The organism is Agrobacterium sp. P15N1-A, assembly GCF_044626815.1.
GTDB lineage: Bacteria > Pseudomonadota > Alphaproteobacteria > Rhizobiales > Rhizobiaceae > Agrobacterium > Agrobacterium leguminum.
In genome coordinates this window covers 47012-61467 of record NZ_JBIUPF010000011.1, presented here as the reverse complement: position 1 = coordinate 61467, position 14456 = coordinate 47012, and the positions used below count along the sequence as shown (strand labels likewise).

At 59.9% G+C, this 14456-nt stretch carries 12 protein-coding genes and 1 pseudogene; 7 read left to right on the top strand and 6 right to left on the bottom strand.

Features of this window, described 5'->3' with window-relative positions:
* Positions 1–7: 7 nt before the first annotated feature.
* From ACIK7D_RS26515 to ACIK7D_RS26500, 4 genes are all read left to right on the top strand, one after another.
* A complete protein-coding gene (locus tag ACIK7D_RS26515) occupies positions 8–517 on the top strand; it encodes a peptidylprolyl isomerase (protein WP_020810245.1) in 510 nt (169 codons plus the stop codon).
* A 323-nt stretch (positions 518–840) separates the two neighbouring features.
* The gene (gene queA, locus ACIK7D_RS26510) at positions 841–1923 is read left to right on the top strand and encodes a tRNA preQ1(34) S-adenosylmethionine ribosyltransferase-isomerase QueA (protein ID WP_400158000.1); all 1083 of its coding nucleotides are present in this window, start codon (positions 841–843) and stop codon (positions 1921–1923) included.
* Positions 1923–3053: a tRNA guanosine(34) transglycosylase Tgt gene (gene tgt, locus ACIK7D_RS26505; RefSeq protein WP_031233875.1), complete on the top strand. Its 1131-nt coding sequence runs from the start codon at positions 1923–1925 to the stop codon at positions 3051–3053. Before queA ends, tgt begins: the two co-directional genes overlap by 1 nt.
* Positions 3054–3090: 37 nt before the next feature.
* The gene (locus ACIK7D_RS26500; RefSeq protein ID WP_400157999.1) at positions 3091–4248 is read left to right on the top strand and encodes an aminodeoxychorismate synthase component I; all 1158 of its coding nucleotides are present in this window, start codon (positions 3091–3093) and stop codon (positions 4246–4248) included.
* On the opposite strand, the gene ACIK7D_RS26495 is transcribed toward ACIK7D_RS26500, so the two are convergent.
* From ACIK7D_RS26495 to ACIK7D_RS26475, 5 genes and pseudogenes are all read right to left on the bottom strand, one after another.
* Positions 4249–5526, bottom strand: coding sequence for a type III PLP-dependent enzyme (locus ACIK7D_RS26495; protein ID WP_400157998.1), 1278 nt, complete (start codon positions 5524–5526; stop codon positions 4249–4251).
* A complete protein-coding gene (locus ACIK7D_RS26490; RefSeq protein ID WP_400157997.1) occupies positions 5510–7039 on the bottom strand; it encodes an AMP-binding protein in 1530 nt (509 codons plus the stop codon). The genes ACIK7D_RS26495 and ACIK7D_RS26490 overlap by 17 nt, the downstream gene beginning before the upstream one ends.
* On the bottom strand, positions 7036–7299 hold the full coding sequence (locus ACIK7D_RS26485; RefSeq protein WP_080816906.1) for an acyl carrier protein: 264 nt from the start codon (positions 7297–7299) through the stop codon (positions 7036–7038). The genes ACIK7D_RS26490 and ACIK7D_RS26485 overlap by 4 nt, the downstream gene beginning before the upstream one ends.
* A 105-nt stretch (positions 7300–7404) precedes the next feature.
* Entirely contained in the window at positions 7405–8145 is a 741-nt protein-coding gene (locus ACIK7D_RS26480) for a hypothetical protein (RefSeq protein ID WP_400157996.1), read from the bottom strand.
* Positions 8146–8436: 291 nt separating this feature from the next.
* Positions 8437–9561: pseudogene (locus tag ACIK7D_RS26475) on the bottom strand (S-(hydroxymethyl)glutathione dehydrogenase/class III alcohol dehydrogenase); the annotation flags it as partial.
* Between the two features lie 431 nt (positions 9562–9992).
* On the opposite strand from ACIK7D_RS26475, the gene ACIK7D_RS26470 reads away from it, so the two are divergent.
* Genes ACIK7D_RS26470 through ACIK7D_RS26460 form a run of 3 tightly spaced genes read left to right on the top strand, consistent with a single transcriptional unit; the run spans position 9993 to position 12410 of the window.
* A complete protein-coding gene (locus ACIK7D_RS26470; protein WP_262535410.1) occupies positions 9993–11315 on the top strand; it encodes a pilus assembly protein in 1323 nt (440 codons plus the stop codon).
* Positions 11302–11835 (top strand): TadE/TadG family type IV pilus assembly protein, encoded by a 534-nt coding sequence (locus ACIK7D_RS26465; protein ID WP_400157995.1) that lies wholly within the window; start codon positions 11302–11304, stop codon positions 11833–11835. Before ACIK7D_RS26470 ends, ACIK7D_RS26465 begins: the two co-directional genes overlap by 14 nt.
* A gap of 5 nt (positions 11836–11840) precedes the next feature.
* The gene (locus ACIK7D_RS26460) at positions 11841–12410 is read left to right on the top strand and encodes a TadE/TadG family type IV pilus assembly protein (protein WP_137453171.1); all 570 of its coding nucleotides are present in this window, start codon (positions 11841–11843) and stop codon (positions 12408–12410) included.
* A 37-nt stretch (positions 12411–12447) separates the two neighbouring features.
* Here ACIK7D_RS26460 and trmFO read toward each other — a convergent pair whose 3' ends face one another.
* Positions 12448–13905, bottom strand: coding sequence for a methylenetetrahydrofolate--tRNA-(uracil(54)-C(5))-methyltransferase (FADH(2)-oxidizing) TrmFO (gene trmFO, locus ACIK7D_RS26455; protein WP_400157994.1), 1458 nt, complete (start codon positions 13903–13905; stop codon positions 12448–12450).
* Positions 13906–14456: the final 551 nt, after the last annotated feature.

The following is a 14456-nucleotide window of genomic DNA, read 5'->3' as shown; positions in this document are numbered from 1 at the left end:
AATAATCATGGCCGAGATCAAGGATCCGGAAAACACCATCATCATGGAAACGACGACCGGCAAGGTCGTGATCCAGCTGCTGCCGGAAGTTGCTCCGGGTCACGTCGCCCGCATCAAGGAACTCGTATCGGAAGGCGCTTATGACGGCGTCGTTTTCCACCGCGTCATCGAAGACTTCATGGCCCAGACGGGCGACGTGAAGTTCGGCAAGAAGGGTGCGGAAAGCTTCAACCCGGCCCGCGCCGGCATGGGCGGCTCCGACAAGCCGGACCTGAAGGCCGAGTTCTCCGCCATTCCGCACGTGCGCGGCACCTGCTCCATGGCCCGTTCGCAGAACCCGAACTCCGCCAACTCGCAGTTCTTCATCTGCTTCACGGATTCGCCGTGGCTCAACAAGCAGTACACCGTCTGGGGCCAGGTCATTGAGGGTATGGAAGCCATTGACAAGGTCAAGCGCGGTGAGCCGGTGAAGGACCCGGATTCGATCGTTTCCATCAAGCTCGCTTCTGCGGCCTGATTTTCGGAAATTGCAGTTCGACCCGTCTCGCAGTCTATGCGAGGCGGGTTTTGACGTTTATTGACGGTACGTGATTTTAAGGATGGACGCAGCAGTTTTGACGCTTGCCATCCGTCGCGTCGTTCTCTTCTTCCCTCATTCCTGTGCTTGTCACAGGAATCCAGCCAGCCCAAGTCCTTGGGCTGAAAGGACTCCTCCCGCCGCGCAGACGCGCGCCGACTGGATTCCTGTGACAAGCACAGGAATGAGGGGGTGAGGGGTGCGGATGCGTCGGGGCGCAAAACACCGTGCCGTGTCAAATTGGATTTCTGGAAGACCCTTTCATGCGTGTAGACCTGTTCGATTTCGATCTGCCCGAGGAGAATATCGCCCTTCGCCCGGCGAACCCGCGCGATAGCGCGCGCCTGCTCGTCGTCGATCCGAATGAAAACCGTATGGAAGACCACCGCGTCTTCGACCTGCCATCCTTCCTGAAGCCCGGCGATGCGCTTGTCTTCAACGACACCCGCGTCATTCCCGCCCAGCTGGAAGGTGTCAGGCTGCGCGAAGGCGCGCCGGAGACGGCGGTTTCGGCCACGCTGCACATGCGTACCGATCAATCCCGCTGGAAGGCCTTCGCGCGTCCCGGCAAGCGCATCAAGCAGGGCGACCGCATCCGGTTCGGTTATGAGCGCGACAATGCCTGCGGCCTTGCCCACCTGGAAGCCACCGTCGAGGAAAAGGGCGAGGATGGCGAGATCACGCTGCTGTTCGACGTTTCCGGCCCGGTGCTGGACGAGGCGATTGCCTCCGTCGGCCATATTCCCCTGCCGCCCTATATCGCCGCCAAGCGCCCGGAAGATGCGCAGGACCAGATCGATTACCAGACCATCTACGCCCGCGAAAAGGGAGCCGTTGCCGCCCCCACCGCCGGGCTGCATTTCACGCCCGATCTGTTTGCCGCGCTGGACAAGGTGGGCATCGAGCGGCATTTCGTGACGCTTCACGTTGGGGCAGGCACCTTCCTTCCGGTGAAGTCCGACGATACCGACGACCACAAGATGCATTTCGAGATCGGCCATGTGTCGCAGGAAACCGCCGACCGGCTGAATGCCGTAAAGGCGCGCGGCGGACGGATTGTTTGTGTCGGCACGACCTCGCTGCGCCTGATCGAAAGTGCTGCCGACGAGAATGGCGTTATCCACCCATGGTCCGATGCCACCGGCATTTTCATCACGCCGGGATACCGCTTCCGCGCGATCGATATTCTGATGACGAATTTCCACCTGCCGAAATCGACGCTGTTCATGCTGGTTTCGGCTTTCTGCGGTCTCGAAACGATGCGTGACGCTTATAAGCACGCCATCGAAACCGGATACCGCTTCTATTCCTATGGCGATTCCAGCCTGTTGTTCCGGAAAAACTGATGCACGACAAATTCACCTTCACCCTGAAAGCCACGAGCGGCGGCGCGCGCCTCGGCGAAGTCGCCATGCCGCGCGGCGTCATCCGCACGCCCGCCTTCATGCCGGTCGGCACGGTCGGCACCGTCAAGGCCATGTATCTCGATCAGGTGCGCGAGCTGGGCGCCGATATCATTCTCGGCAATACCTATCACCTGATGCTGCGGCCGGGTCCGGAGCGTGTCGCCCGCCTTGGCGGCCTGCACGAGTTGATCCGCTGGCCGCATCCGATCCTCACCGACAGCGGCGGTTTTCAGGTGATGTCGCTTTCCGGCCTGCGCAAGCTCGACGAGCAGGGCGTGACCTTCAAGAGCCATGTGGACGGTTCGCTGCACCACATGTCGCCGGAACGGTCGATTGAAATTCAGGGCATGCTCGATTCGGATATCCAGATGCAGCTCGATGAATGCATCGCGCTGCCGGCCGAGCGCAAGGAAATCGAGCGCGCCATGGAAATGTCGCTGCGCTGGGCCGAGCGCTGCCGCGTCGCCTTTGGCGAGCAACCCGGCAAGGCCATGTTCGGCATCGTGCAGGGCGGCGACCAGCCGGATCTGCGCATTCGTTCCGCAGAGGGCCTCAAGCAGCTCGATCTCAAGGGTTATGCGGTCGGCGGCCTTGCCGTCGGTGAGCCGCAGGATGTGATGCTCGGCATGCTCGACATCACCCTGCCGGTGCTGCCCACCGAAAAACCGCGATACCTGATGGGTGTCGGCACGCCGGACGATATTCTGAAATCGGTGGCGCGCGGCATCGACATGTTCGACTGCGTGATGCCGACCCGCTCCGGTCGCCACGGGCTTGCCTTTACCCGGCGCGGCAAGGTCAATATCCGCAATGCCCGCCATGCCGAGGATATGCGCCCGCTCGACGAGCAGTCCAATTGCCCGGCCTCGCGCGATTATTCCCGCGCCTATCTGCATCATCTCACCCGCGCCAATGAGGCGCTGGGCGGCATGCTGCTCTCCTGGCACAATCTTGCCTATTATCAGGAGCTGATGCAGGGTATCCGCAAGTCTATCGAGGAAGGCCGTTTCGCCGATTTTTATGCGGAAACTATCGAAATGTGGGCGCGGGGCGATATAGACCCCATCTGACTCTTCCCGAGTTTTTCTCCTGTTTCGGACGCTTTCCTTGGCACACGCGCCTTACGTTCTTTTCCGGGATGATACGACCGGCACGGTGACAGCCTTCACCGAGCCGGAAGAGATCATCGTCGCGGACGAGTCGGCGTCGTTTTTTGCTGCGCTCAAGCGCATGGAAGAGCTGCGCCGGGCCGGGAAATACCTCGCCGGCTATATGTCCTACGAAGCGGGTTTCCTGTTCGAGCCGAAGCTTGCGCCTTTCGCGGACGAGCCTCGCAACGTGCCGTTTCTCAATTTCGGCGTCTTTTCCGGCCCGCAGCCGGATGAGGGACGGTTTGCGCGCCCGGCAAATCTGCCGGATGCGGATGCGTTTCTGTCCGATCCCGTGCCCGCATGGACCCTTCAAGACTATTGCCAGCGCTTCGTGCGGCTGCACGACCATCTGCGTCGCGGCGACTGTTACCAGGGAAATCTGACTATGCCGGTCCATGCCCGTTGGAGCGGCGATCCGCTGACGGCATTCTGGTCGCTGATCGAACGGCAGCCGGTGAAATATGGCGCGCTGGTCGATCTTGGTGGGCCGGTCATCCTGTCGCGCTCACCGGAACTATTCTTCTCGGTTGATGGGGAAGGTTTCATCGAAACCCATCCGATGAAGGGAACGACGCCGCGCGGGGCCGATGCGGAAGAAGACCGGGCGATTATCGCCGCAATGCTGGCGGACGAAAAGACGCTCGCCGAAAACCGCATGATCGTCGATCTGCTGCGCAACGATATTTCCCGCATCACCGAAGTCGGCAGCCTTGATGTGCCACGGCTGTTCGATATCGAGACCTATCCGACCGTGCACCAGATGGTCAGCCATGTGCGGGCGAAACTTCTGCCTGACATGACGGTGGAAGATATCCTCGCCGCCCTGTTTCCCTGCGGCTCCGTTACCGGCGCGCCGAAAATGTGGGCGATGAAAATCCTGCGAGAGCTGGAAGCAACGCCGCGCGACGCCTATTGCGGCGCAATCGGCTTCATGTCTCCAAGGGGTGAGATGCGGTTCTCCGTGGCGATCCGCACGCTCAGCCTGTTTGACGACGGCCGCGCCGTCTTCAATGTCGGCGGCGGTATCGTGTTCGATTCCGTTGCCGAGGCGGAATATGACGAGTGTCTGTTGAAATCGAAGTTCGCGGTGGGGGACAGGTTGCTGCGGGGGTGATTATCGCCCGATCACCTCAAACACCCCATTCTCCACCAGCACCTCCTTCGCCGCCGCATGGCTCAGAAAACCCGCAGGGCTGGCGCTGGCGCCATAGGCGCCCGATTGCAGGATGGCGAGGAGATCGCCGGCCTTGAGCTTTGGCAGCGCCGCATTGCGGGCGAGTGTATCGAGCGGCGTGCAGAGCGGGCCGACGATGGTTGCCGTCTCTTCATGCTCCGCCAGCATCATGGCCGGTGCGACGATGGGATAGTTGCGCTTGACGATCTGGCCGAGATTGCCGGAGGCGGCGAGGTGGTGGTGCATGCCGCCATCCATCACCACGAAGGTGGTGCCGCGCGAGGTCTTTACCGAATTCACCTCCGCCACATAGACGCCGCCGGGACCGGCGAGGAAACGGCCGGGTTCGACGATGACATGGGCGTCGGTTATCAGCGGATGCGCCTTTACGAGCGCCTTGAGGTCGGGAATGGCGGCGCTGACTTTTTCAAGATCGAGCGGCGTTTCGCCTGCGAAATAGGGAATGCCGAGACCGCCGCCAAGATCGATGGTTTCGAGCGGCTTGCCGAGCATCCCGGCCATGCGCGCGGCAAGGAAAATGCCGTGTCGCCACTGGGAGACAAGCATGTCGGCATCGAGGATCTGCGTGCCACCGTAAATATGGACGCCGACGAGATCGATATATCGGGCGTCCTTGAAGAGCGGCAGGACATTTTCCAGCTCTTCCTCATCGAAACCGAAGGCGGTGGCCTTGCCGCCCATGCGCATCGCGCCGGCCTGTGCATCCGGCACCGGATTGATGCGGATCGAAGCCTTGACCGGCTTGCCGATTGCCTCGATGCGGGCGATTTCCTCGGCGCTTTCGATGTGGATTTCGCCGATGCCGCCCTCGATCACTTCGCGCAGCTCGGCCATGCCTTTGCCGGGGCCGGCGAAGATGATGTTTTGCGTTGCGACGCCGGCCCTGATGGCGGCGCGGTATTCGCCGACGGAAGCGATTTCCGCACCCGCACCTTCCTGCCGGAAAAGCGAGACGATGGCGGGCAGGGGGTTGGCCTTCACCGAATAATAGATATCGGCAAAACCGCCGAGCGCGGTTTCGAGATCGCGATAGGCGCGGCGCATGGCGGCGGCGTCATAGAGGAAGCAAGGCGTTCCGGTCCCGGCGACAATATCGCGCACGGGAAGTCCGCCGATCATCAGATCGTTCTCGCTTATGTCGAACAACCCGGCCGCAAAAGCCGGGCCGTGGCTCTGGGGTTTATCCGTTGGCGCCATTGTCCGTCCGTTCGCGCACCAGCGCGCGGTAATCCACCTTGCCATTGGCCGTGACCGGCAGCCGTTCGACCAGTTCGATGGCGCGCGGGATCATGAAGGGGGCGAGCATTTCGGCGGCCTTCTTCAGCGCCGCCGTTACATCGATATTCTGGTTGGCGGCAGTCGCCACGGCATGGACCTTTTCACCCGCGAAGGGGTCCGGCAGGCCGATGACGGCGACCTGCTGGAAAAGGCCTGTCGACATCAGGCTTTCCTCAACCTCGGTCGGGCTGATGCGATAGCCGGACGATTTGATCATCGCATCGTTGCGGGCGACGAAACTGAAGAAACCATCCTCGTCCTCTACCGCCAGATCGCCGGAATAACACACGGTCTCGCCGCCCAGCGCCGCCGGAATGAAGGGGTGAGGGCGCAGCACCTTTGCCGTATCCTCCGGCCGGTTCCAGTAACCCAGCGAGACGGTCGGGCCGCGATGGACGAGAATGCCGGGCTCACCCGGCTTCGCCCTTTGTCCCTCGGCGGTGACGATGAAGATTTCACATTCGGGAATGGCCTTGCCGATGGAGGTCGGGCGGCGGTCGATTTCATCGGGCGGCAGGAAGGTGGAGCGGAAGGCTTCCGTGAGGCCATACATCAGGTAGATTTTCGTATCTGGCAGCTTCTCGCGCAGCGCTTTTACGGTTTCCTGCGGCACGCGTCCGCCGGAATTGGTGATGTAACGCAGATGCGGCAGAGGCGTCTTTGCAAGCGACGGGGCCGCTTTTGTCAGGATCGCCCAGATCGTCGGCACGCCGGCGAGACCCGTGATGGCATGGTCGCGCAGATCGCGGACGATCTCATCGCCCAGCCGGAAGGTGGAGATGATCGTGGCCGCACCCTGTTCAACCGCCGTCAGCAACTGGTTCAGGCCATAATCGAAGCTGAAGGGCAGGAGGGACAGAATGCGGTCGCTGCCGGTGATTGCCAGATAGGTGCGCACGATGCGGGCGCCGGCCAGAAGATTGCGGTGCGACAGCATCACGCCCTTCGGCGAGCCGGTGGAGCCGGAGGTATAGAGGATCGCCGCGAGGTCCTCGCCGATTGCCGCCGAAGGGCGGGCAGGCGTTGCGCGGGTTTCGATCTCTTCCGCCAGCAGCACCGTGACATCGGGAAGGTCTTCCAGCGCCGTCTTCAACTCATCCATCATCGCCGCGCTGCTGATGACGATTTTCGCGCCGCAATCGCTGACGATATGGCGGATCTGCTGCGCCTTCAGCAGCGCATTGACGGGGACGAAAACGCCGCCGGCCATGCTCACACCGAAGATCGACCAGCATTCCTCAAGGCCGCGCGGTAGATAGATGACGACGCGGTCTCCGCGTTCCGCTCCCTTTGCCTGTAATGCTGCGGCATACCACGCAGCAGCCACCGCGAATCCGCGATAACTCACTGAGTGTTCTTTATAAACGAGGGCCTGATCGTCGTTTAGCGCATGTGCGGTAAGCAGGTGGTGCAGCAGGAAATGGGGTGTCATCTCCTCCGTTCCCTGAGGACGAAGGCGATGAGATCGGCCGGCGTGCCGAGATTTTCAGGCGTGAAATGTTCGTCATCGAGAATGATGCCAAAACTTTCGCCAAGGAAGATCATCAGCTCCAGAAAGCCGAGCGAATCGATCACGCCTCCTTCGAGCAGCAGCGTGTCGGCGGAAAAGGGGGCATAGGCGGGAAAACGGTTGGAGAGATAGGAATAGATGGTATCGGCAACGTCGATTTCACTCTTTTTCGCTGCAAGCATGCTCGTTCTCCCATTTCCCGCGTGTTTCCCAATGACCTGCCCGGAACGGCGCTTTTTCTGTAAAGGCCAAGATTCCATCAAGTCGCGCACGACTCACTAAAATACCTACGGTGGCAATAACACCAACTCTGAGTATGCTTCGTTAATAAATCGTGGGTTCCATGCGCCTTTTACTTGTATCGGTGCAGATTTATGTGCGGCAAGCCCGCCGGCCTTTCGCTCTGCGCCCGTTGCCGCCATGGTCAGCGCAAGCCGGCCATGGCCGAGAAGGTGGCGGGCAATTGCGGATATGTGCCTTTGCGCGACCTGCCGGTCTTCGCAATGGATGAGGCGCGCGGATGGCAATCTTTTGGTCGTGGTTTTCAGGAAGACCAGCGGGTAATGGCGGTTCTCCGCCTCCATAACCGCCACGATGCAGCCGAGACGGGCGTGGTCTTCCAGCATGTCGTGCGTTTCGGCGGAGAGTATTTCCGGTTTTATCTCGCCTGGCGGGCGCAGCCGTGCGCTTGCCGGGCGAAGCGCTGCAAGGGGCAGCGGATAAAAAAGCGTGCAATCGGTCACCGTCGCAAAGCCCAGCCTCTCATTCAGCTTGCAGGCTTCGGGAGAGGGGGTGAGATCGGTGAAGATTTCGCCCTCATTGGAGGAGGCCATCTGCAACATGCGCGGGGCGAACCAGCGGCAGGAAGGCTCCACATACCAGCTCGACAGGTTGACGACGATCCTTTCGGTCTCCGACAGGCGGCTTTTGATCGTCAGCAGCACACCTACGGCATCGTCGCCCTTCATCAGCAATTGCCCGATCGCGCCGAGTTCGCGCCGTTCATGATGTTCGCTGACGAGCGACAATCCGCGCGACCAGAAGGCCTCGCTTTTTTCCGGGAAGCCTTTCGCCAGAAGAGCGACGGCGGCGACGCGGTTTCCGTTGTCGATCGGTACGATTTTCAGGGTCGCTCTCCGCAGGTCTGGCGTCGCTCTGGGCGGGGAGGGATTTTCAACTCCACCGCGCAGTATCGGCTTACGACGATAGATTTACCGTCCCGTTAATCGCAATGGCTGCAGCGGGTTGGAGGCGATCACATTTGCATGAAATGGCGGGCGCGCGCGGTTGCGCGCGCCCCCCCTTGTTTTATACAAACAATAAACCACGACGCCGCGGATGCTTTCGCCCTTGTGCATCAGGTCGAAGCCCTTGTTGATGTCTTCGAGCGGCATGGTGTGGGTGATCATCGGGTCGATCTGGATTTTGCCTTCCATGTACCAGTCGACGATCTTCGGCACATCCGTGCGGCCGCGTGCGCCGCCAAAGGCGGTGCCCATCCAGTTGCGGCCGGTGACGAGCTGGAACGGGCGCGTGGAGATTTCCTGGCCCGCGCCGGCAACGCCGATGATGACCGACTTGCCCCAGCCGCGATGCGAGGCTTCCAGCGCCTGCCGCATGACCTTGGTGTTGCCGGTGCAATCGAATGTGTAATCCGCGCCGCCGATCAGGTCGCCATTGCGCTTCGTCATGTTGACGAGATAGGGCACGATGTCGTCGCCGACGTCCTTCGGGTTGACGAAGTGGGTCATGCCGAACTTCTCGCCCCAGGCCTTGCGGTCGGGGTTGATGTCCACGCCGATGATCATGTCCGCGCCGGCGAGGCGCAGGCCCTGAAGCACGTTAAGGCCGATGCCGCCGAGACCGAAGACAATCGCCGTGGAGCCGATCTCGACCTTGGCGGTGTTGATGACCGCACCGATGCCGGTCGTCACGCCGCAGCCGATGTAGCAGACCTTGTCGAAGGGCGCGTCGGGATTGATCTTGGCGAGCGCGATCTCCGGCAGAACCGTATAGTTCGAGAAGGTCGAGCAGCCCATATAATGATGGATCTTGTCCTTGCCGATGGAGAATCGCGACGTGCCGTCCGGCATCACGCCCTGACCCTGGGTGGCGCGGATGGAGGTGCACAGATTGGTCTTGCGCGAGGTGCAGGAATAGCATTCGCGGCATTCCGGCGTGTAGAGCGGAATGACATGGTCGCCCTTCTTGACCGAGGTGACGCCCGGTCCGACATCGACGACGACGCCCGCGCCCTCATGGCCGAGAATGGCCGGGAACAGGCCTTCCGGATCGGCGCCCGACAAGGTGAAATCATCGGTATGGCAGATGCCGGTCGCCTTGACCTCAACCAGCACTTCGCCGGCGCGCGGGCCTTCGAGTTGAACGGTCATGACCTCAAGCGGCTTTCCGGCCTGAATGGCAACTGCGGCGCGAACGTCCATATCTTATCTCCTGGCATTGTCTTGTGATTGAACAGGGCTGTTTTGCCCGAGCTTGGCTGGAGGGACAAGGGGCGAGCCCAAGTTTGTCGCCCCGAAGAAAACTGCATTACCGAAAACGGCCCGGCGATGACCGGCACGGCCACAATAATTCATATGTTCTAATTTATTAATAAATGAATTAAGCATATGAATTTGCAGCATATTTTCCGGTTTTTGTTGGTCTTTGGTTTACGGTTTCCATGCTAACAACCCCGTGGATTTTGAGAGGTTGGCGAGAACTGCTTGCGAAAAAAGCAGTCGCCAATCGACAGGCAATTTTTAGCACCCGGCGGTAGGCCGGATATTTTTTAGCGTGGCAGAAACCCTGGCGCACCGCTTTTCACAGCGCGCCTTTCCCGCCGCGATGAGCGACATGAGACGGTGTTTTCAGGATGTTTGAGTGGACAAGAAAAAAGGGTGTTCGTGAAGGGCTGTTTTCGCTTTTCATGAAGGACCGCGCGGCCTCCTTCGCGATCATGACGGCGTTGCTTCTGCCGGTTTTCCTTTTGTTTTTTGGGCTTCTGTTCGAAGGTGGCCGGGCCTTGGCCTATTACAGCCAGTCCAAACGTGTGATTGCGCAGGCCTGCGAGCGTTCGACGAAACCGACGCGAACGAATGTGCCGCTGGACGACGTCCGCCGTAAAAACGTACTGGACACCTTCGATGCCATGATCCGTTCCACCAAGCAGGATGTGGTGAGCCGGGATGTCAAGATCGATTGGTTGACGACGGATATAGAGGCGAAGTTCAGCTACAAGACCGTGTTCGGCAAGATGTTCCAGACCGAAAAACTGGACTACCGGCTGTCCTATCGTTGCGGCGGTATTCCGCCCTATCCCCATGACGGTGAGGTCATCGTCAACAACACTTTCGAAAAATCGCTGAACGGCACGGAACGTATACTGAAAAACGGCAAAGGAGCCAAAACACCCAACGGCTGCTGGGGTGTTTATACCTATGCCGAACTGGGATGGGATGGCGGTACGGGGCCGGGTATCGAGCTCCAGGACTGGAGCAATGCCGATTGCCGAAAGAACCATGGCTGGCAGGGTTATGGGGAGCAGGAACAGGAAAAACCGACGACTGCCGGGATAGCGTGCACTTCAGAGCCGCAGATCGCTACTCCCAAAGAGAAAACCGACACGACGGTCGCCGGCAAAGAGCAGCCAAATGACAAGGACGCCTCGAAGTCCGAGGAAAAAGCATCGACCGCCGGCAGCAAACCCTCAAAGCGGGAGGAAAAGGCCTCCCAGCCGCCGGAGGCGCAGCAGTGCGATAAAGAGGAAGAGAACAGCGACAAAACTTCGTTTGTCAGCAAAAACGAGCGAATACCGCCAACCCGCTATGCCGTCGAACTCGACAGCCATTGGGAAGGGCAAAAAAGACGCGACGCCAACAGCTCGATCTTCAAATATGTGGAGATGCATCCAGGCAAATATGAAATCTCGGTGTGGTATAACGGGCGTAACCGAGATTACGAAGGCTCGAACGATATCGAGATTTCACTGCAGGTGCTGCGTCCGCAAACGGGTCCAGCAAAAAAAATCATTCAGATGAGCCAGAAGGCGGATGAAATCCGCTGGGAGCGCCGTAGCTACAAAGTCACAGTCGATACCTATTCGCTTTACAAACTGTCGATTGCGGCTGCCGGGACGAGCGACAGTCTGGGCGGTATCATCACTGCATTCGAGGTCACATATCTTGACTCTCTTTGAGACATTGCGTCGCCGTCTGCGCGATCTGTTTGGGCCATTCGCTGCCGATGTCCGGGCGGCGAGCGCCATCGAATTCGCCTTGCTTTTGCCGATCTATTTCGTGCTGATCTTTGGCACCATCGAAGTTAGCCTTGCGCTTTTTTTCAGCCTCAACATGTCGACGGCCGCCGGTGCCGGCGCTGAATATCTTCGCAAGGCCGCGGCCAACAGAACGGTCGTCAGCAAGGTGGACTTCAGGGACATAATTGCGTCCAATTTTCTGCTCCCCACTACGGAAGAGAATATGAAGATATCGCTTACCGCTATTGCGGATGCGGACCTTGCTGCTTCACCGGTGAAATTTCCGATTGAGAACAGCTTCGAAACGCCAAGCGCGGCGGCCGGACAATATCTGCTGGCGCTTGGTTATGAGTGGAAATTCATTCTTCCCACCACCCATCTGCTTTTCTCCGGCTCTGGAAAGAATCCGCAATTGCAAAATGTGTCGCTGGCGATCACCGCCGTTCGGGTGACGGAGTGATCGCGATGCAGCTGAAATCTCTCTCTGTCCTGCTGCTGCGTTCCCGTTCCGGCGTGGCCGCCGTGGAATTCGCCCTGTTGATGCCTGTGCTGATTCTGGTGCTGGCGCTGGCAATCGAACTCGGGCGCGGCTGGCTAAGCTACGACCGTTTCGTGACTTTGGTGGACAATACAGCTCGCTGGTCCGCCCGCTTTCCGGAATTCGAGGAGCGCGTCAGAAGCGGAGTCAAATCCTTTGTCATGAAAGCTGGCCGGCCGCTCGATCCCGAAAAGCTCGATCTGACGCTCAGGAGCGCCAAGCTCGTGGGTGACGTCCCCGTGACCGAATTTCCTCCCCACAATTTTTTTGGCAACGCCGAAAATGTGAAGTGGGACAAGGTATTGACGGCAGGAAACTTCAAGGCCGAAGAGACGGCAATCGTGATTTCGGGTCGCTACAAATATCGCCCGCTCATTTCGTTGCTGAGCGATACGACCATCGAGTTCGAGTATGTGACGGCAGTCAACCCGTATTTCTCCCGACATTACAAATATCAGAAGGGCAAGTCGGACTGGTCGTTCTGGAATGTTCGCTGATGGAATTGGCTACAGACTTTTCATAGCGATAGTTCGCTCAACGATGTTGAACGTTGTCGGTCTCCGGTGCCGTTTCGTCAGTTCCGAGCCACGCCGCACAATCCTGCAACGCCCGCGCGGCAATGAGCTGGCGTTTCATGATCGTCTTGTCCTTGCCGCGGAAACGCTTCACGCCTTCCGGCTTGACGATTGAACCCGGCGCCAGTTCCGGGAAGAGGCCGAAATTGATGTTCATCGGCTGGAAGGAGCGTTTGCCCGGCTCATCATCGGAGGAAAGGTGGCCGCCGGTGATGTGGTTGAGGAGCGAGCCGAGCGCGGTGGTGGCCGGCGGCAGGCTCGGGGTCTCGCCCTTCTGTTCGGCGGCGGCGAAGCGGCCGGCGAGGAGGCCGACGGAGGCGCTTTCCACGTAACCCTCGCAGCCGGTGATCTGGCCGGCAAAACGCAGGTCCGGCCGCGATTTCAGCCTCAGCGAGCGGTCGAGCAGGATCGGGGAATCGATATAGGTGTTGCGGTGCAGGCCGCCGAGGCGCGCGAATTCCGCATTTTCGAGGCCGGGTATCATGCGGAATACATCCGCCTGAACGCCATATTTCAGCTTGGTCTGGAAACCGACCATGTTGTAGAGCGTGCCGAGCGCATTGTCCTGGCGCAGCTGCACGACGGCATAGGCCTTGACGGTGGGGTTATGGGCGTTGGTCAGGCCCATCGGCTTCATCGGGCCGTGGCGCAGCGTTTCGCGGCCGCGCTCGGCCATGATCTCGATAGGCAGGCAGCCATCGAAATAGGGCGTGCCTTCCCACTCCTTGAAACCCACCGTATCGCCGGCGATCAGCGCGTCGATGAAGGCGTTGTACTGCTCCTCGTTCAGCGGGCAGTTGATATAATCCTTGCCGGTGCCGCCGGGGCCGACCTTGTCGTAACGCGACTGGTACCAGCAGATATCCATGTTGATGCTGTCGCGGTGGACGATGGGGGCGATGGCGTCGAAGAAGGCGAGCGCATCTTCACCCGTCTCGGCCTGAATAGCGGCGGCGAGATCCGGCGAGGTCAGCGGGCCGGTGGCGATGATCGAGTTGCCCCATTCCTTCGGCGGCAGGCCATTTACCTCTTCGCGAACGATCGTCACCAGAGGGTGACTTTCCAGCTCTTTCGTTACGGCCTCGGAAAACCCGTCGCGATCGACGGCGAGTGCGCCGCCGGCCGGCACCTGGTGCCTGTCGGCGCAGGCCATGATGAGAGAACCGGCAAGCCGCATTTCGGCATGGATGACGCCGACCGCATTGGCCGTCGCATCGTCTGAGCGGAAGGAATTGGAACAGACCAGTTCCGCCAGCGTATCGCCCTTATGCGCATCCGTGCCGCGCACGCCGCGCATTTCATGCAGGATGACGGGCACACCGCTTTGTGCGATCTGCCATGCGGCTTCCGAACCGGCCAGTCCGCCGCCCACGACGTGAATGGGAGAAGTGGTCTTGTCTTGCATGCTGGCGTCCATGGGCGGCCGCGGGGCAAAGGCTCCCGTCCGGCGGCTGTCTTTCGAGTGATTGTTCCGCGCGGGTCCCGAAGGACGCGGCATTGTTTGCGGATGCACTAGCATGCATGGCCGGGGCAGCCAAATGTTTTTGAGGATAGGGATGTGAGAGAGGATGTGGTCTTTATGCCCGCGAGCCGCCCGAATGTAACGAGCGATCTCGTTTCCGTCCTGGATGTGTAATTTGCTGTGATGGTTGGCAGCGTTTTTGGTAGTGGACCATCTTCCTCCGTCATTCCGGCCTTGAGCCGGAATCCAGCCAGCCCAAGTCTTTGGGCTGAAAGGACTCTTCCCACAGCACAGACGCGCCGTGCCTGGATGCCGGATCATCCTCGGGCTTGTTCCGGGGACCGGCATGACGGGAGAGGAGCGTAGCGAACCAGCAACCGACAAGAAAGGGGGGGCGGTGCCGCATGGCGTGGTGCGCCGGGCCGATGTTCGTCAATCACCGACTGGCGAGAATTTCCAGTAGATCCTGCCAGAATCAAAAACGGCGCCAGAGGCGCCGCTTTTTT

What these genes read in the sequence shown, in the direction of transcription:
- ACIK7D_RS26495 (WP_400157998.1), bottom strand. Translation starts at nt 5,526, where the DNA reads ATGGCGCCAACGGATAAACCCCAGAGCCACGGCCCGGCTTTTGCGGCC.
- ACIK7D_RS26490 (WP_400157997.1), bottom strand. Translation starts at nt 7,039, where the DNA reads ATGACACCCCATTTCCTGCTGCACCACCTGCTTACCGCACATGCGCTA.
- ACIK7D_RS26515 (WP_020810245.1), top strand. Translation starts at nt 8, where the DNA reads ATGGCCGAGATCAAGGATCCGGAAAACACCATCATCATGGAAACGACG.
- ACIK7D_RS26485 (WP_080816906.1), bottom strand. Translation starts at nt 7,299, where the DNA reads ATGCTTGCAGCGAAAAAGAGTGAAATCGACGTTGCCGATACCATCTAT.
- tgt (WP_031233875.1), top strand. Translation starts at nt 1,923, where the DNA reads ATGCACGACAAATTCACCTTCACCCTGAAAGCCACGAGCGGCGGCGCG.
- ACIK7D_RS26470 (WP_262535410.1), top strand. Translation starts at nt 9,993, where the DNA reads ATGTTTGAGTGGACAAGAAAAAAGGGTGTTCGTGAAGGGCTGTTTTCG.
- queA (WP_400158000.1), top strand. Translation starts at nt 841, where the DNA reads ATGCGTGTAGACCTGTTCGATTTCGATCTGCCCGAGGAGAATATCGCC.
- trmFO (WP_400157994.1), bottom strand. Translation starts at nt 13,905, where the DNA reads ATGGACGCCAGCATGCAAGACAAGACCACTTCTCCCATTCACGTCGTG.
- ACIK7D_RS26460 (WP_137453171.1), top strand. Translation starts at nt 11,841, where the DNA reads ATGCAGCTGAAATCTCTCTCTGTCCTGCTGCTGCGTTCCCGTTCCGGC.